The sequence below is a fragment of the Thomasclavelia ramosa DSM 1402 genome (assembly GCF_014131695.1).
Taxonomy (GTDB): domain Bacteria; phylum Bacillota_I; class Bacilli_A; order Erysipelotrichales; family Coprobacillaceae; genus Thomasclavelia; species Thomasclavelia ramosa.
In genome coordinates this window covers 2402062-2422846 of sequence record NZ_CP036346.1, presented here as the reverse complement: position 1 = coordinate 2422846, position 20785 = coordinate 2402062, and the positions used below count along the sequence as shown (strand labels likewise).

The 20785-nt window shown below is 31.0% G+C and carries 24 protein-coding genes; 21 read left to right on the top strand and 3 right to left on the bottom strand.

The window, feature by feature from the left end; all coding sequences use genetic code 11:
• Position 1: 1 nt before the first annotated feature.
• The 4 genes from EYR00_RS11710 (at position 2) to EYR00_RS11695 (ending at position 2672) form a co-directional block, all read left to right on the top strand.
• Positions 2-682, top strand: coding sequence for a fructose-6-phosphate aldolase (locus EYR00_RS11710; RefSeq protein ID WP_008791249.1), 681 nt, complete (start codon positions 2-4; stop codon positions 680-682).
• A gap of 218 nt (positions 683-900) precedes the next feature.
• Positions 901-1362 (top strand): thioredoxin-dependent thiol peroxidase, encoded by a 462-nt coding sequence (bcp, locus tag EYR00_RS11705; RefSeq protein WP_003535961.1) that lies wholly within the window; start codon positions 901-903, stop codon positions 1360-1362.
• The gene (locus EYR00_RS11700) at positions 1355-1753 is read left to right on the top strand and encodes a rhodanese-like domain-containing protein (protein WP_003535963.1); all 399 of its coding nucleotides are present in this window, start codon (positions 1355-1357) and stop codon (positions 1751-1753) included. The genes bcp and EYR00_RS11700 overlap by 8 nt, the downstream gene beginning before the upstream one ends.
• Before the next feature lie 127 nt (positions 1754-1880).
• The gene (locus tag EYR00_RS11695; protein WP_003535965.1) at positions 1881-2672 is read left to right on the top strand and encodes a Cof-type HAD-IIB family hydrolase; all 792 of its coding nucleotides are present in this window, start codon (positions 1881-1883) and stop codon (positions 2670-2672) included.
• Positions 2673-2708: 36 nt separating this feature from the next.
• On the opposite strand, the gene EYR00_RS11690 is transcribed toward EYR00_RS11695, so the two are convergent.
• Entirely contained in the window at positions 2709-3329 is a 621-nt protein-coding gene (locus EYR00_RS11690; protein ID WP_003535968.1) for a LexA family protein, read from the bottom strand.
• Positions 3330-3529: 200 nt separating this feature from the next.
• On the opposite strand from EYR00_RS11690, the gene EYR00_RS15900 reads away from it, so the two are divergent.
• From EYR00_RS15900 to abc-f, 11 genes are all read left to right on the top strand, one after another.
• Positions 3530-3652: a hypothetical protein gene (locus EYR00_RS15900; RefSeq protein WP_008791252.1), complete on the top strand. Its 123-nt coding sequence runs from the start codon at positions 3530-3532 to the stop codon at positions 3650-3652.
• 303 nt (positions 3653-3955) lie between these two features.
• The gene (locus EYR00_RS11685) at positions 3956-4399 is read left to right on the top strand and encodes a LytTR family DNA-binding domain-containing protein (RefSeq protein WP_003535972.1); all 444 of its coding nucleotides are present in this window, start codon (positions 3956-3958) and stop codon (positions 4397-4399) included.
• Between the two features lie 3 nt (positions 4400-4402).
• Positions 4403-4846 carry a DUF3021 domain-containing protein gene (locus EYR00_RS11680; RefSeq protein WP_003535973.1) on the top strand — a complete coding sequence of 148 codons (444 nt, stop codon included), beginning with the start codon at positions 4403-4405 and terminating at the stop codon, positions 4844-4846.
• 73 nt (positions 4847-4919) lie between these two features.
• On the top strand, positions 4920-5372 hold the full coding sequence (locus EYR00_RS11675) for a GNAT family N-acetyltransferase (protein ID WP_003535975.1): 453 nt from the start codon (positions 4920-4922) through the stop codon (positions 5370-5372).
• Positions 5363-5749: a cupin domain-containing protein gene (locus EYR00_RS11670; RefSeq protein ID WP_003535978.1), complete on the top strand. Its 387-nt coding sequence runs from the start codon at positions 5363-5365 to the stop codon at positions 5747-5749. Before EYR00_RS11675 ends, EYR00_RS11670 begins: the two co-directional genes overlap by 10 nt.
• A 36-nt stretch (positions 5750-5785) precedes the next feature.
• Positions 5786-6331 (top strand): cyclase family protein, encoded by a 546-nt coding sequence (locus EYR00_RS11665; RefSeq protein WP_003535980.1) that lies wholly within the window; start codon positions 5786-5788, stop codon positions 6329-6331.
• A gap of 1 nt (position 6332) precedes the next feature.
• Positions 6333-6542, top strand: a complete 210-nt coding sequence (locus EYR00_RS11660; RefSeq protein ID WP_003535982.1) for a hypothetical protein — start codon at positions 6333-6335, stop codon at positions 6540-6542.
• 374 nt (positions 6543-6916) lie between these two features.
• Positions 6917-7534, top strand: coding sequence for a PTS sugar transporter subunit IIB (locus tag EYR00_RS11655; protein ID WP_003535984.1), 618 nt, complete (start codon positions 6917-6919; stop codon positions 7532-7534).
• Positions 7535-7537: 3 nt separating this feature from the next.
• Complete coding sequence (locus tag EYR00_RS11650) at positions 7538-8548, top strand: ROK family protein (RefSeq protein WP_003535986.1); 1011 nt, start codon at positions 7538-7540, stop codon at positions 8546-8548.
• A gap of 51 nt (positions 8549-8599) precedes the next feature.
• On the top strand, positions 8600-8950 hold the full coding sequence (locus EYR00_RS11645) for a hypothetical protein (RefSeq protein ID WP_003535988.1): 351 nt from the start codon (positions 8600-8602) through the stop codon (positions 8948-8950).
• Between the two features lie 217 nt (positions 8951-9167).
• On the top strand, positions 9168-10643 hold the full coding sequence (gene abc-f, locus EYR00_RS11640) for a ribosomal protection-like ABC-F family protein (protein WP_008791255.1): 1476 nt from the start codon (positions 9168-9170) through the stop codon (positions 10641-10643).
• Between the two features lie 140 nt (positions 10644-10783).
• Here abc-f and EYR00_RS11635 read toward each other — a convergent pair whose 3' ends face one another.
• Entirely contained in the window at positions 10784-12532 is a 1749-nt protein-coding gene (locus EYR00_RS11635; RefSeq protein ID WP_003535992.1) for a diguanylate cyclase domain-containing protein, read from the bottom strand.
• 480 nt (positions 12533-13012) lie between these two features.
• On the opposite strand from EYR00_RS11635, the gene EYR00_RS11630 reads away from it, so the two are divergent.
• The 3 genes from EYR00_RS11630 (at position 13013) to EYR00_RS11620 (ending at position 16404) form a co-directional block, all read left to right on the top strand.
• A complete protein-coding gene (locus EYR00_RS11630; RefSeq protein WP_003535995.1) occupies positions 13013-13984 on the top strand; it encodes a DUF4352 domain-containing protein in 972 nt (323 codons plus the stop codon).
• A 150-nt stretch (positions 13985-14134) separates the two neighbouring features.
• Positions 14135-15481, top strand: a complete 1347-nt coding sequence (locus EYR00_RS11625; protein WP_003535996.1) for a 6-phospho-alpha-glucosidase — start codon at positions 14135-14137, stop codon at positions 15479-15481.
• Positions 15482-15612: 131 nt separating this feature from the next.
• The gene (locus EYR00_RS11620; RefSeq protein ID WP_003535997.1) at positions 15613-16404 is read left to right on the top strand and encodes a MurR/RpiR family transcriptional regulator; all 792 of its coding nucleotides are present in this window, start codon (positions 15613-15615) and stop codon (positions 16402-16404) included.
• A 102-nt stretch (positions 16405-16506) separates the two neighbouring features.
• Here the strand turns inward: EYR00_RS11620 and EYR00_RS11615 are convergent, their stop codons facing one another.
• Positions 16507-17523 (bottom strand): LacI family DNA-binding transcriptional regulator, encoded by a 1017-nt coding sequence (locus EYR00_RS11615; RefSeq protein ID WP_008791259.1) that lies wholly within the window; start codon positions 17521-17523, stop codon positions 16507-16509.
• Between the two features lie 288 nt (positions 17524-17811).
• On the opposite strand from EYR00_RS11615, the gene EYR00_RS11610 reads away from it, so the two are divergent.
• From EYR00_RS11610 to EYR00_RS11600, 3 genes are read left to right on the top strand one after another with little or no spacing between them, the layout of a single operon-like run.
• Positions 17812-19173, top strand: coding sequence for a PTS transporter subunit EIIC (locus EYR00_RS11610; protein WP_003535999.1), 1362 nt, complete (start codon positions 17812-17814; stop codon positions 19171-19173).
• Between the two features lie 23 nt (positions 19174-19196).
• A complete protein-coding gene (locus EYR00_RS11605; protein ID WP_003536000.1) occupies positions 19197-19847 on the top strand; it encodes a ribulose-phosphate 3-epimerase in 651 nt (216 codons plus the stop codon).
• A 1-nt stretch (position 19848) separates the two neighbouring features.
• Entirely contained in the window at positions 19849-20784 is a 936-nt protein-coding gene (locus EYR00_RS11600) for a DUF7916 family protein (RefSeq protein ID WP_003536001.1), read from the top strand.
• The last annotated feature ends 1 nt before the right edge of the window (position 20785 follow it).

Here is a 20785-nt window from a genome sequence, read left to right as displayed (position 1 = left end):
AATGGAATTTATTATTGATACTGTGAATTTAGAGGAAATTAAAGATGCTATAGATCATATGCCAATCGTAGGAGTGACAAGCAACCCTTCTATTGTAAAAGCAACTGCACCAGAAAACTTCTTTGATCACATGAGAAAAGTAAGAGATATTATTGGAAAAGATAGAAGCTTACATGTTCAAGTGATTTCTAAAAATTGTGATGAGATGGTTAATGAAGCACATCGAATTTTAAAGGAAATTGATAATCGAGTTTATGTGAAGATTCCTGTATCATATGAAGGAATCAAAGCTATCAAGATTTTAAAAGCAGAAGGCATCAATGTTACAGCAACTGCTGTTTACGACCTGATGCAGGCATATATGGCATTGGCAGCCGGAGCTGATTATATTGCTCCATATGTTAATCGAATTGGGAACCTTGGTAGTGATCCGTTTGAATTAATCAATGAGTTGTCAAATCGAATCGTGATGGATGATTATGATTGTAAGATTTTAGCAGCCAGTTTCAAAGGTGTCCAGCAAGTAAGAGATTCTTTTAATAGTGGAGCCCAAGCAATTACAGCACCAGTCAGTGTTCTAAAAGCGATTTTTAATAATCCAAATATTGAAAAAGCTGTAGATGATTTTAATCAAGACTGGTATAGTGTTTATGGAGAAAATAAAGGAATTTGTGATTTATAAAAGAAATGGTGGAGGATTCCACTTTTTCTTTTTATTAAAGAAAAATGAGTGGTTTAAGAAGTTTAAAAATCAGTGGTGAAAGAATGCTCAGATAACTGATGATAAATAGTATAAAATGTTGATATAATCGTATAATATTTATAAGTCATAATATTTGCATTTGGTATCAAAAATAGGTATGCTATTTATTAGAGAAAAATAAAGGAGAGAAATAAAAGATGTTAGAAGTGGGAAGTATTGCTCCAGATTTTACCTTATTAGATCAAAATGGTGACAGTGTTTCATTGAGTAATTTTGTTGGAAAGAAAATAATTTTATATTTTTATAGTAAAGATAATACGCCAGGCTGCACTAAACAAGCTTGTGGATATGCTCAAAACTATCCTCGATTCAAAGAAAAAGACACAATAATTATTGGGATTAGTAAAGATACGGTTGTATCACATAAAAAATTTGAAGAAAAATATCAGCTTCCATTTATTTTATTAGCTAATCCAGAATTAGATGTTTTACAAGCTTATGATGTTTGGAAAGAAAAAAATATGTATGGTCGAATGGTTATGGGTGTAGTGCGAACTACATATTTAATTAATGAAGAAGGTATTATAGAAAAGGCATTTACAAAGGTTAAAGCAGCAGATGATGCTGAGCGAATGTTAAGAGAGATTGAGAGTGAATAAAAGACAGATGCAATTAATTATTGGTATTTTAGTTATCATTATTATTGTTTTATTAGTGTATCGTAATCATCGCCAAGAAACTGCTTATCAAAGGATTTCGGCGAGTGAAGCTCAAAAGATTATGGATGAAGAAAGTAATATTATCATTATTGATGTAAGAACAGTAGATGAATATAAGACCGGGCATATAAAAAATGCTATCTGTATTCCCAATGAATTAATTTCTAATAAAGAAATTGCAGAGTTACCAGATAAATCACAAGAAATATTAGTATATTGTCGCAGTGGAAGTAGAAGTCGTCAGGCTGCAAACAAATTGATTAAACTTGGTTATGAAAATGTTATTGATTTTGGTGGAATCATTGATTGGGATGGTGAAGTAGTTAAATAAGAGGGTGCTATTTGTAGTGAACTTTAAAAGTTGAGTGAGCAACTAGAAATGATCACTATATTTTGGCACCTTTTTCTTTTATCTAAATAGAGATTATGCTATACTACATCCTGATAAGGAGGCTATGATGATAAAATTAATTGCAACAGATATGGATGGAACATTTTTGGATTCAGATAAACGTTTTGATCCGGAATTTATTGATATATTTTATAAACTAAAGGAAAAGGGAATCAAATTTGTAATTGCTAGTGGTAATCAGTATTATCGATTATATCAAAAATTTTTACCATTAAGTGAACAAATGTATTTTATTGCTGAAAATGGTTGTTACATCGCAGAGGGAGCGACAGAATTGTATTGTAATACAATTACACACGATAATGTTGAATTGATCAAAACAGCATTAGCCCCATATGATAATTTATTTATGATCATGTGTGGTCGGAAAGGGGCTTATGTCTTAAGCCGTGATAAGCATTTTGAATCATTGGTGAGATTACATTATTGTAATTATCAATTTGTTGATTCATTCGATCATATCGATGATGAAATCATGAAGATTTCTATTAATGATCCAGAAGAACAGATAGAAAAATATTTGCAAGCATTGGAGCCGCATTTACCAGTCGCAGTTAAGGTTGTAACAGCAGGAAATATGTGGATGGATATTCATAATCGTGATATTAACAAAGGTGTTGGAATGCGTTTTTTACAAGCAATCTATGAAATAGAACCTGATGAATGTATGGCTTTTGGGGATCAAATGAATGATTATGAGTTATTACAGCAAGTGAAATATGGTTATGCCATGGATAATGCAGTTCTGCCAATTAAGGAGATTGCTTATGGTACAACTAGATCCAATGATGAACAGGGAGTCTTAATTAAAATTAAAGAAGTATTGGATCTTGCCTAGTATTGCTAGGCTTTTTTTTACACGAAAAAAGGTAAACTACCTTTTATTAATAACTAAAGTTAGTTTACCTATTACTCTAAAGCCGGCTTGACTTTCTTGATTTATTACAATGGGTGTATATTCAGGATTAGCTGGTTGTAATATAATGCAGTGATTATTATCATCACGGTAGAATTTTTTACATGTAGCAACATTATCATCGATTGTAAAGCAGCCAACCTCACCATTTCTAATTTGATTACTTTTTTCAAATACAATTAAATCACCTTGATTGATATTTTCATTGATCATGCTGTCACCATCGGCATATTGACAAAAATATTCTTTACTGGGTGAAAGTAATGTTTCAGGTAAGGATATATATTCATCAACATTGTCATCAACAAAAAGACCAGTTCCACAACTAATATCACTGTATAAAGGAATAGTAATTGAATCAGTAATAATAGGTTGATTGCTCTCGTCAATTCCTAAAAAGTATGAAGCAGGAACATCAAAAATTTCAGATAGTTTTTGAATCGTGTCCTTTTTTAAATTCTCAACTCGATTGTTTTCATATTTTGCGATGGCTGATTTTTTAACCCCAAGTAAGTTACCTAATTGCTCTTGAGTTAAGCCTTTTTCTTTACGTAATTTTTTTATTCGTTCACCGGTCATTTGTATTCACTCCTTGTGTCTTAATTTTACTATTAAATAACTAGTTGTGCAATCATTAATTAACAAAAGTGTCGAAAAAAGATACTTTTTGTTGACAAAATAATGGAATGGATGTATATTAAAAGTGTCTTATAAAGACACTTAAAAAATATTGATATAAAAAGATGAATAAATAGATACTAATGATGGAGGGAAAGATTATGGAAAACAAAGAAATGAATTTTAGTGGTAAAGGAATTTTAACGGTTATTACGGGGATAATAATTATGGGTTCTACGATTGCAACCTTAAGTTCTTATTTGTTGGATTTAATTATGCTTTAATGCGCATACTAGTAATGAGGTGAGCTGCTAAGTGAAACGCAGAGATAAAGAAATTAAAGATCAAGATGAAATTGATTATGAAAATCATATTATGGAATATGATGACCAATATCTTGATAACTCCAATGCTCAAGAATAGAGAACAGCACTTTATGGTGCTGTTTTTTTATGGTATAGATATGCAGAGAATTAATGTTTATCATGTAGTTATTAACTTTCAAGTTACCAAATAGAAAGGTAAAATGCACGAAGCTAATAAATGATTATGATATAATAGATGTATTAAAGAAAGGTGTGAAAAGCGTGAAAGTTGAATTAAAGATTGATCCTAATTGTCAAGAGCCTTGGGCAGTGATAAATGTAGCTAAGCTGACACCATCGCTTCAAGCTGCGATTACAATTTTGGAAAAAGAGTGTGAAGAAATGATTTTTACGGCTCAAAACAATGGTAAGATCTATATAATCGATCCAGTAAAAATTGAGCTGATTCGTACTGAAGGGCGAGAATTAGCATTATATGATTTGAAAAAAGAACGCTATGTTTTAAATAAACCGCTCTATGAAGTACAAGAACAATTAGGAAAAGATTTTGTACGTATATCAAAATTTGCAATCATCAATATTAAGCGTATTAATCATGTTGAAGCATCTTTTAATGGAACGATGGAAATAGTTATGAAGAATGGTCTTGAAGAAATCATAACCCGTAGTTATCGAAAACTGTTTAAAGAAAGATTGGGGGTGTAGAGAATGCGCTTTAAAGATTTAGTGAGTTATTTTTTTGGTGGGATTGCTTGGGGATGTACGTTTTTGGTAGTAATAAATCTAATTGGTTATACAGTGATTGGCAGCACGTTTTTAGAACCTTTGATGGAAAATTTTGTCATGCATGCAGTAGGAGCAATGGTAGTTGGAGTTTGTTGTGGTTCGACTTCATATGTTTATAAAATTGAAAGTTTAAGTTTAAGAAAACAAATAGCTTTTCATTTTACGATTGGGCTGGGTGGATATTTATTAATAGCATATAAATTGGGATGGATGCCAATTAGCAATATCGGCTATGTTATCACTTTTATATTAATGGCAATTATTATCTTTACAAGTATTTGGACGGGTTTTTATTTTTATAATCGAAATGAAGCTAAAAAATATAATGCTAAGATAAAAGAAATAGAAAAAGAAAATGATAATTAAGATTATTGTTAAAGGAATATCAGAAGTAAAGCTTTCATGATATAATGAATAATAGTGAAAGTGAGTGATAATAATGTTAAATTTTCGTTATGCTGATATAAATGATTTAGATTTTTTAGTGGAGTTAAGGACACGTGATTTAAGACTGTTTTCTAATCAGGAAATCTTACCACAGACAATTAACAAGATTCGTGATTTCTACAAAACAGGTATTATCAATGGTACCTGTTTTACATTATTAGGATTTGATAATGAATTATTGGCTGCTTCAGGAACATTATACTTATATTCCTTAATGCCATCAAATGAAAATCCTTCAGGAATTATGGGGCAGTTAACAAATATATGGGTAGATGAAAAATATCGTCATCAAGGTATTGCTAGTAGAATTGTTAGTGACTTATTAACAAAAGGACAAGGTAAATGTGGAATGATTTGCTTGAATTCTTCAAAAGATGCAATCGCACTATATCAAAAACTAGGATTTAAAACCAAAGAAAGGTATATGATAAAACAATGGGACTAATAATTAAAAAGCCTGATGATGCAATCATCGTAAATAAAAAAGATGGAACTCATGTTGCCTATTATTTGTTTGACGAGTATGAAGTTCACTTAAACAGTTTACCACCGCAAACTGAACAAGTATGGCATTTTCATCAAGCTATCGAGGAAGTAATCTTAATTATTGAAGGAGAGATAGAAATCCACTATTTAGATAATGATAAGAGAATGCGGCAAAGAGTTCAGCCAAATGATTTAATATTAGTTAAAGATAGTATTCATACATTGATTAATCGTAGTACGAAAGAATGTAAGTTTGTTGTTTTTAGATTAGTACTTGATGGTAAGAATAAACGTGATCTAATCAAGAATGACAAAAAGGTTGTAAATATGCTGTAGAATTGTTTCCAAAGAAACAATATAAGGAGGAAGAATATGTTTATTGATTTAACTTTAGAAGTTACTCCAAAACTAACTCAGGATGCTAAAGGAAATGAAAGTAAAGCTAATTTTGGGCATTTAGGCACTCATTTTGATGTGATGAACAAAGAGTTTCCATTATCTTATTTAGAAAGAAATGGAGTTATTTTTGATGTCCGAGGTATTGATGAAATTGAAGTGATTGATTTGGAAAAAATTAGATCTGGTGATTTTGTGATTTTTTATACAGGATTTTTAGAAAAGGCAGGATATGGTACTAAAGAATATTTTCAAGCCCACCCTCAATTATCAAATAATCTGATTGAAAAATTGTTAGATAAGAAAGTTAGTATTATTGGAATTGATTGTGCTGGGATTCGTCGCGGTAAAGAACATACGCCGATGGATCAATATTGTGCTGATCATAATGCATTTGTTGTTGAAAATTTAGATAATCTAGAAAGTTTATTAATGCAAAATGAGTTTACTATAAATACTTATCCGATGAAATTTAGTGAAATGACAGGCTTGCCATGTCGGGTAGTTGCCAAGGTAGATTAAAATGCAAGTGATTCTCGATTTATTTACTGAACTATACGAAAAACAAGATATATTATCAAAGCTAACCCAAAGCAGCAGTTTGCAAGGTTATGGTTATTCAGTAATTCATTGTCTTGATGCAATTGGAATTCTTGATGGGCCTAACATTACAAAAATAGCAGAACACCTAAAAATGACTCGTGGGGAATTAGTAAAATTATCAAAAAATTAGTTTCTAATAATTTAATAACAACATATCAAAATGATAATAATAAAAAAGAGATATATTTTAAACTTACAGTTGCCAGAGAACATTTATTTTTAGAGCAGCAGGCACGACATCAAAAGTATATTGAACGTGATATAACTTTTTTAAAATGACAAGATGAGCAAAAAATGATAGTTGTTAAAGAATTTTTAACTGTAATAATTATTTAAACCATCAAATTGAAGAATTAAGCAAATAGCAGTATTGTTCAGAGGCGCTAGTTTTATTAACAAAATTAGTGCCTGTTTTATTAACTTAATAGATTGATTGTAAACGGATACAAAATATATTATAATACTTATGACAATACTTGTCATAAGTTAGGGGAGGTGCTCATAATGGATGAGTTCTTGCAGGGAATCAATGCATCGATTTATTTAAAATGGATATTAATGCAAAACAATCATTATAGTTTAAATATCAAAGTTGATGACAATGATAATAATACGATCATCATCAGTAATGAAATAGTAATTGGGAAAATAATTTATTATGGCAAGGGAATTTTTGAGGAAGAGTTAAATGATCGTCAAACAAAGGAAAAAATCTTTTATCTTCATTTTCAATTAACACATTTTAATCATGCAGTGGAGTTGTTTAAAGAAATGATTAATTGTGCATTAGAAGCAACTAATCGGCCGCAAATAAGAGTTTTATTATGCTGTAGCGGTGGTCTGACAACAACTTTATTTGCAAGTAAAATGCAAGAGCTGGCAAAATTGGAAAATCTATCATATGAGATTTTTGCAACAGGATATTCACGCTTATTTGAGATTGCTAATGATTATGATATTATTTTAATTGCACCGCAAGTTGCTTATATGCTGCCACAAGCTAAGCGACGTTTGCCAGATAAAGAGGTAGTAACGATACCAACACGCATTTTTGCAACAAATGATTATTCAGGAGCATTAAAAATCATTTATGATTGGTATCAAAACAAGGAGGAAAAATAACCTATGAATATCAGTAATACTAAAAATCTACGACAAATAAATCGGGATAAAGTCATGGATATTTTTATGGAGCAAGAAACTTGTACTAAAAATCAATTAGCTTTAGCGACTGGGCTAAGTTTAGCTACAATTACAAATATTTTAAAGGAATTGCTGGCAAGTAATGAAGTATTAAAAGATGGTGAGTTAGAATCGACGGGAGGAAGAAAGAGTGTTGTTTATTCTTTGAATAGCGATTATTCTCGGATGCTAACGATTTCGGTTAATAAAGAATACCGGCGGGTACACTTGATTTATCGGGTTTATAATCTGGCAGATGAAATAGTTTTTAGTGATGAAGTAATCAAAAAGGAAGTTAAAGTTAATGATATTTATGATATTATTAACATCGTTTTAGCTAAGTTTGATAATATAAAAGTTATTGGAATAAGTATGCCAGGGATTATTAATGATGGGCGAGTTACTTCAACTGGATTAACAAATTTTAATGATATTGATTTATATTCATTACTAACCAATAAATATAGTCAAGTGATCATATTGGGTAATGATGTAAATACAGCAGTAATTGGTTTTTATCTAGCAGAAAAAAATTATGAAAATGTCTGTCTGTTATTTCAACCAGGTGAAGGGTATGGTGGTGTTGGAACAGTAATTAACGGTCAACTTGTAACAGGTAAAACTAATTGTGCTGGTGAGATACAATATTTACCCTTGAGTCAAGATGATCAATTGAAATTGCTTCAGTCTCCCCACGGAACGATTGAATTGTTGAGTAAGATTGTAATTTGTTTAACCGCGATCGTAAATCCCGAAATCGTAGCTATTAGTTGTACTAATCTTGAGCGTGCTAGTGATTTAGATGAAACATTGAAACAGATGGTTCCGGCTAAATATCTTCCTAAGATAAAAAAAGTAACTAATTTAAGTGAGTATATTTTAATTGGTTTACAACTGATTTGTAAAGATTCTTTAAAAACAAATCTTGTCATAAAAAAACAATCGATTATTTAAGCATCTATAATAAAAGATGCTTTTCTTGTTAATAATTTAATTGGTGATAAGATGTCAGAAAAAGATATACAATTATTGGTCATGTGTTTAAAGGAATATATTAAAAATATTGATGGTGAAAGGTTTAAACAACTATTTTTAGGTTATGCTGAATACATGGCACGAAATTATGGGCAGGATTGTTTGATTGATGAATATGATTTAATGATGGAACAAGTAGAAAAATTTGTTGATGAGCAGCATTTGGATATAAATTTATTACCTCCATACAAGCGGGATGTTTTTTATCGATTCATTAAAAATCATTATTCAAAACAAGATATCTTAAGTTTATATTATTTTAATGATGAGATTGGTGCTTTAGAATGTTTTATTGATATGATTGATAGTAAGTATCAATAAAAGCCTTGTATTATTAAATAAATTTGATATGATTATATAGAAACGAGGTGGAAGGATGTATAAATTTTCTTGCTAAAATTTAATAACAGTATACTTTGAGTTACTGTTTTTGTGCGCGAGAAAATATATCCTTTTAACTAAATCCGATTCTAAGATTCTATTTAAGCTACGAGTGTATATTTTCTTGTAGCTTTTTATATTGTTAGGAGGAGTGGAAATGGGTTTATTAGACGTAAAGAATTTATCGTTTAAATATGATAATCAGATTGAAAAGGTATTTGATAATGTTAGTTTTCAAATTGATACAAATTGGAAACTTGGATTGATTGGTCGAAATGGTAAAGGGAAGACTACGTTGTTAGAATTATTGATGTCTAAATATGAATATCGGGGCTATATTACCCCTAATTATATCTTTGACTATTTTCCGTATCATATTGAAAATGAAAATATTAGGACTTTAAAAATTGTTGAGAATATTCTTGGTGAATTTGAATTATGGGAAGTACAAAGAGAATTATCATTACTTGATGTGGAAAATGAGGTTTTAGAACAAAATTTCGCTACCTTATCAAAAGGACAACAAACTAAAGTATTATTGGCCATTCTTTTTTGCAAGCCTCATGATTTTATTTTAATTGATGAACCAACAAATCATTTGGATTATCACGGTCGACTTTTACTAAGTAAATATTTGAAACGAAAGAAAAGTTTTATATTGGTAAGCCATGATCGTGATTTTTTAGATCGTTGTATAGATCATGTCTTAGCTATAAATCGTAATAGTATCGAAGTGATAAAAGGGAATTTTTCCCTTTGGTATGATTTGAAAATGAATAATGATAAGAGGGAAATAGAAAAGAATGAGCAGTTAAAAAAAGATATTGGGCGTTTGAAAAAGGCAGCTCGTCAAAATGAAGATTGGTCAAATAAAGTGGAAGCTACTAAAAGTGTAAAGGTTGCTGGTTTAAAACCAGATAAAGGTTATGTTGGTCATAAAGCAGCTAAAATGATGCAACGCTCTAAAAATATTGAACGACGTCAAAGTAAAGCAATCGAAGAAAAAAGTGATTTATTAAAAAATATTGAAACAATCGAAAAATTAAAGATCTTTCCACTTGAATACTCAAAACAGCAACTATGTTATTTTAATCATGTTACGATTAGTTATGATAAACATATTATTGTTGAAAATTTAAGTTTTGATATTAATCAGGGAGATCGACTTAATCTTGCTGGAAAAAATGGTTCAGGGAAGACAAGTATAATTAAAATTATTATGAAAGAAAGTAATAATTATCAAGGAAAGGTAAATATTGGAAATAATCTAAAAATAGCGTATCTAAGTCAAGATGATAGTCATTTAAAAGGAAAGCTGGATGATTATGCAAATAGTCTTGATATTGATTTAAGTTTGTTTAAAGCTATTTTAAGAAAATTAGATTTTTCTCGCGAACTATTTACTCAGGAGATTAGTACTTATAGTAAAGGTCAAAAGAAAAAAGTAATGTTAGCGGGAGTGTTATGCCAAGAAGCTCATTTATTTATTTTAGATGAACCATTAAATTATTTAGATATTTTTACGCGAATGCAGGTTCAGGAATTATTGCTAATATTTAAACCGACAGTATTATTTGTTGAACATGATAAATATTTTTGTGATCAAATTAAAACTAAAACGCTTAACTTATAAAGAAGGTCAAGTGAGTTAGAATATGAGAAGAAAACAAAAGTAATAATGATAATTAAAGACTATGTAAATCTTGAAGCAACCCCTTTTAGTTGGCTATGTCGAGCTTTTAGGGGCGCTTCATTTTATATGGTCTTTAACAATTATTTAGGATAAGTCATACCTTCATGGTAATAGACATAACGATCTCGTCCATTGTGTTTAGCATTATATAGAGCAATATCAACTTTATTATATAATTCAGTAAAAGATATCTCTGGTCGATTATCGATATGAATTCCCATAGAAATACTAATTTCTTTAGGATAGTTATTGGCAGTGACATATTCATGAATTTTTTTAATTAAAGCATTTGCCTTTTCGCGGACGATCTCTTTATCATATATATCTTTGATAAAGATTAAAAATTCATCACCACCAATTCTTCCAATTAAATCACTTGCTCGAAAGAAACACTTAATTATTTTTACAATTTCAATTAGAAAACGATCACCGATGATATGACCATAAGTATCATTGATTTTTTTAAAATAATCAATGTCAATTAAGATACAAGCATAGGAAAGATTATTTTTTAAGATATGACAATATTCTTGAATCGCGCTAGTAATATATAAACGGTTATATGTTCCGGTTAGGGGATCTGTTATTGACTGGTGTTTTAATCGTAATTCTGAGGAAATATCAACAACTTTGCCGACAACTTTAGTTAATTTATTATCATTATCAAATATCCGTCGAAAAGTTAGACGGTACCAAGTATAACTTTGTGGTGCGATTGCAAAACGATATTCCAATTTATATAATTCATTAGAAACTTGATTTGATAAAATTATCTTCAAATCCTTTTTAAAGCGTTCGATATCACCATGATATAAATGAGTATTTTTTAAATCAACTGTCAAAAAATTAGTCAATATATTTTTGACTGGAGTATCAGCTTGTAGCTGTTGGTATACTAGTGAATTATTTTCAACATCATATTCAAAAATAATATCATCAGATAACTGAGATACAATTTCATAGCGTTCTTGATCAATTTTTAAACGATTGACCATTTCTTTAAGTTCAGAGATATCAGTAATGATACTATTTATTACTACTTGACCGTTTTCATCTGTAACTTTACGTCCGCTATCCATTACCCATAATAAACTTCCGTCTTTTTTTCGAATCCGATATTCTGTTTTGTATTCTGGTCCGATGGCAAAACATCGTTTACAATCTGCTAAAGCAGCAGGTAAATCAGGTGGATAGACTGCGCCAACAGCAGTACCATGACTCATTTCCATGAATTCATCATAAGTATAACCAAGCATTTTACAGAGCTCTTCATTAACATAAAAGTAAGTATAAAATTCATCATCAAGACTACCTTTCATTCCCCCGGCGGTTGTTCTGATAATCATTTCAATTTGTTCATTTTTTTTCTTTAAAGCTTGTTGTAACTCTTTATATCCGAGTTTAGCAATTTCATTGGTATAGAATTCTTCTTGACTAATTGCATCATTGGGGGTCGAGGCATGAACATGAATAATTTTAAGTGTAGTATTAAATTGTTTTAAAACAATCGTTACCCGTTGATCCATATCAAAAAGGGCTCCTTTGCTTTCGATATGTAAATGATAATTACAATAAACGATTCCAATATTATCGTCGTTGTAGATAACATAACAATCTTGAAAGGTAATTTCAGGAACATAACCCTCGTTACACCCCTCTTTAAAGTATTGATCAAATTGTTTAAGGTTGTTTGCCATAGTATTATTACTAGCCCCTAGCCATGAGCCTTCTGGAGCAAACATATTCTTGACTTGATCAAAATTTCTGCTAGTGAAATATGTATTGATAAATTTTTGAGCAGTTAGAGTTAAAAAGTCGTCTTTGATCATTGTTTGCACCCCCTTACGTTTAGTTTAATAGTAACACTTATTATTAGTAATGTTAATAAGAAGATTTCAAATAAAAAAAGAATTGTGGTTTACTCAGCCACAATTCTTTTGATTTTCGAAACGTTTTCAACAACTTTTTAATTTCACTTTTCATCTACGCATCTTCTATTACTTTGCCTTATATTATCATGTTGTTTTAACGTTTCTTTAAAAGGCTCCTGTTCTAATTTTTTATTATTATGTTTTTTTAGAACTCTTCCTTTTATCTACTTCAAATATATACCTAAAAAGATGATTTTTCAAGCATCTTTCAAATGTTGTTGTTTTTATTTATTTTTATATAATTTATAGTATAATTAAATTTAAGGGGTGAAAAAAGTATTGAATATATCAATGCTTTTTTTATTGATGGAATGATGCGGTTGAATAAGTCAATTCAATAAAGTACAATTAAGGTATTAAAGGGAGGAAGTCGATATAATGAAAAGATTGAGTAAAATTTTATTAGTATTTTTGATGGTTTTAGGTCTTACTGCGTGTAGTGGTGGGAGTAAAGAGAATGAGCCGGCAAAAATTGAAATGGGAAAAGAAAATAAGTTTGATGATTTAGTTTCATATAAAATTGAAACGATTAGTAGACCACAGCAAATTACCCCTGATGTAATTGGAAGTTTTTATACATACTATAAACCATCTAAGTCAACAAATGTATTAATTGATGTGACTATGTATATGACTAATCTACAAAAAAAGGAAATGAAGCTATCTAGTACGTTGAAGGGAACATTTGTTATTGATAAAACTGATTATGTCGCTTCAACAGCAATGGTAAGTGAAGATGGAAAAACAATTAGTCAAGGTGGAAGTTTAGCTGCTGAGGGGACTAATAAAGTGCATTTTTATGCCGAAGTTAAACCAAGTTTGTTAAAAAATAATATAGAATTTAAGCTTACTACTGTTGATGAAGAAAATCCTAAAGAAGCGAATATGAGTTTTAAATTAACGGATATTGCTAAAAATTATGAAAGTAAGAATTTAAATGATACGATTGTATTAGATGGTCGCGGTGAAATTGCTTTACAAGCAGTAAATATTACAAAAAAGCTGGAGCCTGCTAATCCGGTTGGTTTATATACTTATTATCAAGTTCAAAATGATGGAAATAGTTTTGTTGTTTTGACTACTTCGATAAAAAATATTTCAGAAAGTGACATCACAGCATCTAATATTGCTGTAGCTAAATTGGTTGATAAAGATAGTAATGAATATCCAGCAAATTCATTTTATGAAAAAGATGATCGTAGTAATTTAGCTAGTGCCAGCACTACTGTATTGACTCCGGGTCAAAGTGGGATGATTCATTTTGTTTTTGAAGTTAGTGATGCTGTTGCAAATGGGGAGAAATCAGTTAGAATCACATATAATGGAAAAGTATTTATTGTTAATCTTTAAGATCTAGTATTGCTAGATCTTTTTTTGTGAAAAGTCACGCTTTTTTGTGAAGAATACCTAAGTATATGGTCTTTGCACGATTAGCTTTGAAAGTATTGTGAGACCTTAAAGCAAGTGCTAAAGTAAAGTCATAGAAAGAAGGTATTTGAGATGAAAAAATATAATGTAGTAATTGTTGGTGGTGGTAGTCACCGAAATCCAGATTTAATGGCCATGCTTGCAAGTAAAAAAGATGTATTTCCTTTAAAGCGAGTAGTTCTATATGATAATGAAGCTGAACGGCAAGAAATCATGGGACAATATGGTGAAATTTTAATGAGGGAATATTATCCTGAATTGGAAGAATTTATTTACACTACTGATCCTGATGTTGCTTTTAAAGATGTAGATTTTGCTTTAATGCAAATTAGAGCGGGACGTTTGCCAATGCGTGAAAAGGATGAAAAAATCCCATTAGTACATGGATGTGTTGGTCAGGAAACATGTGGGGCAGGTGGTTTTGCCTATGGATTACGCAGTGTCCCTGCAATTATTGAGTTAGTTAAACAAATTCGTAAACATTCTCCAGAAGCATGGATTTTAAATTATTCAAATCCAGCAGCAATTGTAGCGGAAGCAACAAAACGAATTTTCCCTGATGATTATCGTATCTTAAACATTTGTGATATGCCAATTGCAATTATGGATGCTTATGCAAAATTATTAGGATGTCAACGTAAAGATTTTGAACCACGATATTTTGGACTAAACCATTTTGGATGGTTTACTCATTTATATGATAAGAAGACGGGAGCAGATTTAATGCCTTCTGTTCGGGAGCAACTAATGGCTGGAGAAATTTTTAAAAAAGGTTCAGAAGATGAACATGTTCGCGAAAAATCATGGGTAGATACTTATAATTTTATGTCAACAATGGTCAAGGATTTTCCTGAGTATTTACCAAATACATATTTAAAATATTATTTATATCCTCGTCATGTTGTTGAAGAATCAGATCCTAATTACACTCGTGCAAATGAAGTAATGGATGGTAAAGAAAAAGATACTTATAATATGATGAAAGAAGTAATTAAACTAGGCGCTTTAAAGGGAACTAAATATGAATTAGATCCTAATCGCGGTGTTCATGCTACTTACATTGTTGATTTAGCAACATCAATAGCTAATAATACAAACGATATTTTCTTAATTATTACTAAAAATAGAGGATGTATTCCAAATTTAGATAGTGAGATGATGGTAGAAGTAGCTTGTCGGGTTGGGGCAAATGGTGTTGAACCACTAGCTATGGATCCAGTAGATACTTTCTATAAAGGATTATTAGAAAATCAATATGCATATGAAAAATTAACAGTTGATGGATTCTTAGAATGTAATAAATTGAAATTATTACAGGCGTTAGTATTAAATCGTACAGTAGTTGATACGGATTTAGCTAAAGTGATTCTAGATGACCTAATTGAAGCTAATAAAGCATTTTGGCCTGAATTCAAATAATAACACTCCCTTACTATATCTCTTTATTTGAATTTTGTTGTAGTAATAGCGAAGTTTTTAACTTCGCTATTTTATCATTTATTGCAAAAAATTTTTTTGTTATACTTAAATAATAAAGGACGGATGAAAAGATGCAATTAAACGAATTAGTAAATCTTCATTTTGATGATTTGAATGAAAGTGATTTATATATATGGAATTATATTAATAATCATCGTGAAGTATGCACAAAAATCACAATTGAAGATTTAGGAAAAAAATGTAATGTTTCAAGGACAACGATATTACGTTTTTCTAAAAAAATTGGGTTAGAGGGATTTGCAGAGCTAAAATATTACTTGCGCAATGAACAGACCCTTGCCGATGTAGGATTAGGCAAGACAGTAAATATTTATGCATTATTTGAAAATCACGCTAAAATGATTAGAGAATTACAAAATCGTGATTACAATACCTGTTGTCGTATGATTGATCATGCTAAACGTATTTTTGTAGTTTCTAGTGGGACGATTCAAAGATCAGTGGCAAAAGAATTGTCGCGCCAATTTTTGAAATTAGGAATTATTATGACATTAGTTAATGGTGATAGTGAAATTAATATGTTAGCACGAGCAATCACTGCGGATGATTTATTGATTATTATTTCTTTGACGGGAGAAAGTGAATCGGTAATTAGAATTGCTAAGGTGGCCAAGACAGTAGGAAGCAAAACAATCTCGATTACTAGGATAAATGCTAACAGTTTATCTTTGCTGGCTGATGAACCAATTTATATCTTTTTTGGTGATTTTCCTATTGTTTTCGAAACAGCATATACTTCACCAACAATGTTTTTTGCATTAACGGAATTATTGTTTGCAAATTACCATAACTATCAACAAAAAAAGTTATTTCAACAAGGAAATCAAAATTATGCTGAATAACTAAAAAACCTGCGCTTAGTGGTACAATCTTGTATTTAGAGCTGATGAAACTTAATTATTTCATTGCCCCTTTGAAAAGATTGATCATTGATGCGGAGGTTTTTATTTACTTGACTCTCGTTCTACTAAGACAACAGGAACAATTGTATCGATCGAACCAATGTCTTTTCCTTGAATCATATTCAATAGAACTTCACAGCCCTTTTCAGCAAGCATCTTTGGATTCCTTTCAATTGTTGAAATTGAGGGGGTAGGTAACCGTGAATATAAAGTATTATCAAATCCGATTAATTTGACTTGTTCGGGAACTTTAAGATTTGCTCGTTTTAGTGCATACAAGGCTCCTAAGGCAGCTAAATCACTAGAAGCAAAAATACCATCAATCCTGCGCTGTGTTTTTAAAAAGTCTGTTATTAATATTTCAGCTTCAATTTGGCTTGGTTCTTTTCCTTGAGTTTGTAAGATATAATTTTTATCAAGTGGAATACCGTAAGTATCTAAAGCTTTTTTATATCCTAAATAACGCTCTTTTTTCTCATAATCAGCGGTGAAACTAGAAATAAAAACAATATCTCTACAGCCTTTTTTGATCAAATGTTCAGTGGCTAAAAAAGCTGCATGAATATCATCACTAGAAATTCGAGGAATAGTTTTATTATTTTCAGGATAGCGATCTATACATACAATGGGAATGTCATTATAAATGATGTCTTCTGTTAATTTATTTAAACCACTGATACAAATAATGCCGTCGACACACTTGCTTGCTAAACTTTTAAAATAATCTTTTTCTTTTTGAACATTATTTGCACTATTACAAATAAAAACAGAGTAGTTATGTTTTGCTGAATAATTTTCAATATGTAATGCTAGAGTCGCAAAAAAATCATTGCTGATGTCTGGAACGATTAAACCAATCGTCTGTGATTTCGATTCTCTAAGACTTTTGGCATTCATATTAGAAACATAGCCATATGATTTAGCTAAAGCATTAATTTTTTCTTCTGTTTCTTTTGAATATCCGCCTTTATTATTTAATACTCTGGAAACAGTTGCAATGCTAACTCCAGAAATTGCAGCAATATCTTTAATTGATAGTTTTTTTTTATGATTATCCATGTTATCTCCTTGCTTGTTAAGATTATATAAATTATACATGAATAGGCTATGAATGTAAATATTAGCAGGTTTTATTAATTTTTACGTAAACGTTTACGTAAAAATGTTGACATTTACCTATTTGTATGGTATTTTTAATCTAGGTAAACGTTTACGTAAAGTGATGGCGCCGTTATTTTTTTACCAGTTAGGTTAAACGTTTACGCAAATAAATGCAAGAAAATTGCATCTAAACTATAAGAGAGGAAAATAGTAGAATAGAGATCATTCTGGCTAAGGAAAGGGTTTATGGATTTTAATAAGATGGCAGCTCAAATTATTGAGCATATCGGTGGTAAAGCAAATATTGCTTCTTTAACTCATTGTGCAACACGGTTAAGATTTAAATTAAAAGATCAAGGAAAAGCTTCAAAAGACAAAGTTGTTAAAATTGAGGGAGTTATTAATGTAGTAGAGAGCGGGGGACAATTCCAGGTTATAATCGGTAATGAGGTTGCCCAAGCTTTTGATGCAATCGAAGCATTGACAGGGATTTCAGGAAAAGAAATTGATGTAGTGGAAAAAGATGATTTAAAGGTAAAAGGAAAATTTATTGATCAAGTAATTGAATTAGTTACAGGAATTTTTACTCCAATTTTACCGGCATTGATTGGAGCCGGGATGATTAGGGCTTTATTGATGTTTGCTACTAGCATTTTAGGAATGTCTGCTGAAAGTGGTTTATACATTGTTTTAAATGAAGTATATAATGCAGTATATTCGTTTTTACCAATTTATTTAGCTTATACGTCAGCTAAAAAATTTAAATGTAATCCATATATTGCAGTAGCAATTAGTTTGGCTTTAGTGAGTCCAACGATTCAAGGATTGGTTCAAGGTGAAACAGGGATGAAAATGTTTGGGTTTGATGTATTATTCCCAGCTCAAGGTTATGGTTCTTCTGTTGTTCCAATTATTGTAACAATATATTTCATGTCAAAATTAGAAAAATTGTGTACTAAATATATTCATGCAGTAGCTCGAAATGTTTTAACGCCATTAATTACTTTATTGATTACAGTGCCATTAATGTTTATGATCATTGGTCCAGTAACAAGTTATTTACAATCATTTATCGGTGAAGGCTATACATGGATCTATAATTTAAATCCAACTATTTGTGGAATTCTTTTAGGTGGATTATGGCAGGTATTAGTAGTTTTTGGTTTACATTGGGGAATTGTTCCACTTGGACAAATAAATTTAGCAATGTATGGAAGAAATACTATCAATGCCGTGACTGGTCCAAGTAACTGGGCACAAGCAGGTGCAGCTTTAGGTGTTGCTTTAAAATCAAAAAATTCACAAATTCGACAAAATGCAATGTCAGCAGCAGTAACTGGATTCTTCTCAATTACAGAACCGGCTATTTACGGGGTCAATTTGAAATATAAAAAGCCTTTCTATATTGCAGTTGGATGTGCAGCAGTTTCTGGTGGGATTGCTGGATTTGTTAATGCTGCAGCTTTAGCGGGGGGACCAGTTGGAGTTTTATCATTCCCATTATTTTTTGGTGAAGGATTTGTAGGATTTTGTATTGCAATGGTATTTGCATTTGTCGCTTCAGCTGTTTTGACTTATCTATTTGGATACGATCGCAGTAATGATTAAGAAACATTTAGGGGAGAAAAAATATGAAAAAACTATTATGTCCATCAATGATGTGTGCTAATTTTGGTAATCTTGAAAATGAAATAAGAAAATTAGAGGAAAGTGGAATTGATATTTTTCACCTTGATGTAATGGATGGGAGTTTTGTTCCAAATTTTGGAATGGGACTGCAAGATATTGAATATATTTGCAAAACAGCAAATAAACCTTGTGATGTTCATCTGATGGTAGTAAATCCTGGGGCATATGTAAAAAAATTTGCACAATTAGGGGTAAAGATTATATATGTCCATCCTGAAAGTGATGTGCATATAACTAGAACTTTGCAAATGATCAAAGATGCTGGAGCGCAAGCTGGAATCGTAGTAAATCCTGGGACATCTTATGAAAGTGTAAAAGAAACATTATCGCTTGTCGATTATGTGATGGTAATGAGTGTTAATCCAGGTTTTGCTGGTCAAAAGTATTTAAATTTTGTTGATGATAAATTTAAACAATTTTGTGCCAAAAAAGAAGAATTTGGCTATAAAGTGATGATTGATGGGGCATGTTCGCCGGAGCGGATTGCTATGCTGTCAAGTATTGGGGTAGAAGGTTTTATCTTAGGAACGAGTGCTTTATTTGGTAAAGAGAAGAGTTATCAAGAAATAATTAAAGAATTGAGAGGACTATAAAATGAGCGATGTAATTAGACTAATTAGTGCTTCAGGCAGTGATTTTGAAAAAATGACACCGATGGAATTGAAAGAATCAATTTTTAAATCAGAAGGGCGGGTAATCATGGGACAGCATTTATTATTTGCTGGTGAAGGATTAGTTAGAGGAATAACTAATTCTGAGGTGATGTTTGCTTTTGGTGCTGATATGGTTATGCTTAATACAATGGATTTAGATAATATGGAAAATAATAAAGGACTTCAAGGATTATCTTACCAAACCTTAAGGCAACGTTGTAAAAGGCCACTTGGGATTTATTTAGGTTGTCCCAAAGCGGGATTTGAAGACGGTGGTAAAAAAGCTTTATATCGCCGTGAAGGAATGCTTTGTACACCTGAACATGTTCAAAAATGTGTTGACATGGGAGTTGATTTTATTGTTTTGGGTGGTAATCCTGGTAGTGGAACTTCAATTAATGACGTAATTGCTTGTACTAAATGGATCAAGGAAAAGTATGGTGATCAATTATTCGTCTTTGCTGGAAAATGGGAAGATGGTATAAACGAAAAGGTGCTCGGAGATCCTCTGGCTAATCGAGATGCTAAAGAGATAATTAAAGAATTGATTGATGCGGGAGCTGATTGTATTGATTTACCAGCCCCAGGAAGTAGAGCAGGCATCAGTGTCACGATGATTCGGGAACTAGTTGAATACATTCATAGTTATAAACCAGGCACTCTGGCAATGAGCTTTTTGAATAGTTCAGTTGAAGGGGCTGACCCAGATACGGTACGCTTGATTGCGTTAAAGATGAAAGAAACTGGTGCTGATATTCATGCTATTGGTGATGGTGGCTTTTCGGGATGTACTTCACCAGAGAATATTCACCAATTGAGTATTTCAATTAAAGGGCGACCTTATACATATTTTAGAATGGCAAGTGTTAATAAATAGG

Coding starts and splice junctions, on each gene's coding strand:
- EYR00_RS11710 (WP_008791249.1), top strand. CDS start 2: ATGGAATTTATTATTGATACTGTGAATTTAGAGGAAATTAAAGATGCT.
- bcp (WP_003535961.1), top strand. CDS start 901: ATGTTAGAAGTGGGAAGTATTGCTCCAGATTTTACCTTATTAGATCAA.
- EYR00_RS11695 (WP_003535965.1), top strand. CDS start 1,881: ATGATAAAATTAATTGCAACAGATATGGATGGAACATTTTTGGATTCA.
- EYR00_RS11690 (WP_003535968.1), bottom strand. CDS start 3,329: ATGACCGGTGAACGAATAAAAAAATTACGTAAAGAAAAAGGCTTAACT.
- EYR00_RS15900 (WP_008791252.1), top strand. CDS start 3,530: ATGGAAAACAAAGAAATGAATTTTAGTGGTAAAGGAATTTTAACGGTT.
- EYR00_RS11680 (WP_003535973.1), top strand. CDS start 4,403: ATGCGCTTTAAAGATTTAGTGAGTTATTTTTTTGGTGGGATTGCTTGG.
- EYR00_RS11675 (WP_003535975.1), top strand. CDS start 4,920: ATGTTAAATTTTCGTTATGCTGATATAAATGATTTAGATTTTTTAGTG.
- EYR00_RS11670 (WP_003535978.1), top strand. CDS start 5,363: ATGGGACTAATAATTAAAAAGCCTGATGATGCAATCATCGTAAATAAA.
- EYR00_RS11665 (WP_003535980.1), top strand. CDS start 5,786: ATGTTTATTGATTTAACTTTAGAAGTTACTCCAAAACTAACTCAGGAT.
- EYR00_RS11660 (WP_003535982.1), top strand. CDS start 6,333: ATGCAAGTGATTCTCGATTTATTTACTGAACTATACGAAAAACAAGAT.
- EYR00_RS11655 (WP_003535984.1), top strand. CDS start 6,917: ATGGATGAGTTCTTGCAGGGAATCAATGCATCGATTTATTTAAAATGG.
- EYR00_RS11650 (WP_003535986.1), top strand. CDS start 7,538: ATGAATATCAGTAATACTAAAAATCTACGACAAATAAATCGGGATAAA.
- EYR00_RS11645 (WP_003535988.1), top strand. CDS start 8,600: ATGTCAGAAAAAGATATACAATTATTGGTCATGTGTTTAAAGGAATAT.
- abc-f (WP_008791255.1), top strand. CDS start 9,168: ATGGGTTTATTAGACGTAAAGAATTTATCGTTTAAATATGATAATCAG.
- EYR00_RS11635 (WP_003535992.1), bottom strand. CDS start 12,532: ATGATCAAAGACGACTTTTTAACTCTAACTGCTCAAAAATTTATCAAT.
- EYR00_RS11630 (WP_003535995.1), top strand. CDS start 13,013: ATGAAAAGATTGAGTAAAATTTTATTAGTATTTTTGATGGTTTTAGGT.
- EYR00_RS11625 (WP_003535996.1), top strand. CDS start 14,135: ATGAAAAAATATAATGTAGTAATTGTTGGTGGTGGTAGTCACCGAAAT.
- EYR00_RS11620 (WP_003535997.1), top strand. CDS start 15,613: ATGCAATTAAACGAATTAGTAAATCTTCATTTTGATGATTTGAATGAA.
- EYR00_RS11615 (WP_008791259.1), bottom strand. CDS start 17,523: ATGGATAATCATAAAAAAAAACTATCAATTAAAGATATTGCTGCAATT.
- EYR00_RS11610 (WP_003535999.1), top strand. CDS start 17,812: ATGGATTTTAATAAGATGGCAGCTCAAATTATTGAGCATATCGGTGGT.
- EYR00_RS11605 (WP_003536000.1), top strand. CDS start 19,197: ATGAAAAAACTATTATGTCCATCAATGATGTGTGCTAATTTTGGTAAT.
- EYR00_RS11600 (WP_003536001.1), top strand. CDS start 19,849: ATGAGCGATGTAATTAGACTAATTAGTGCTTCAGGCAGTGATTTTGAA.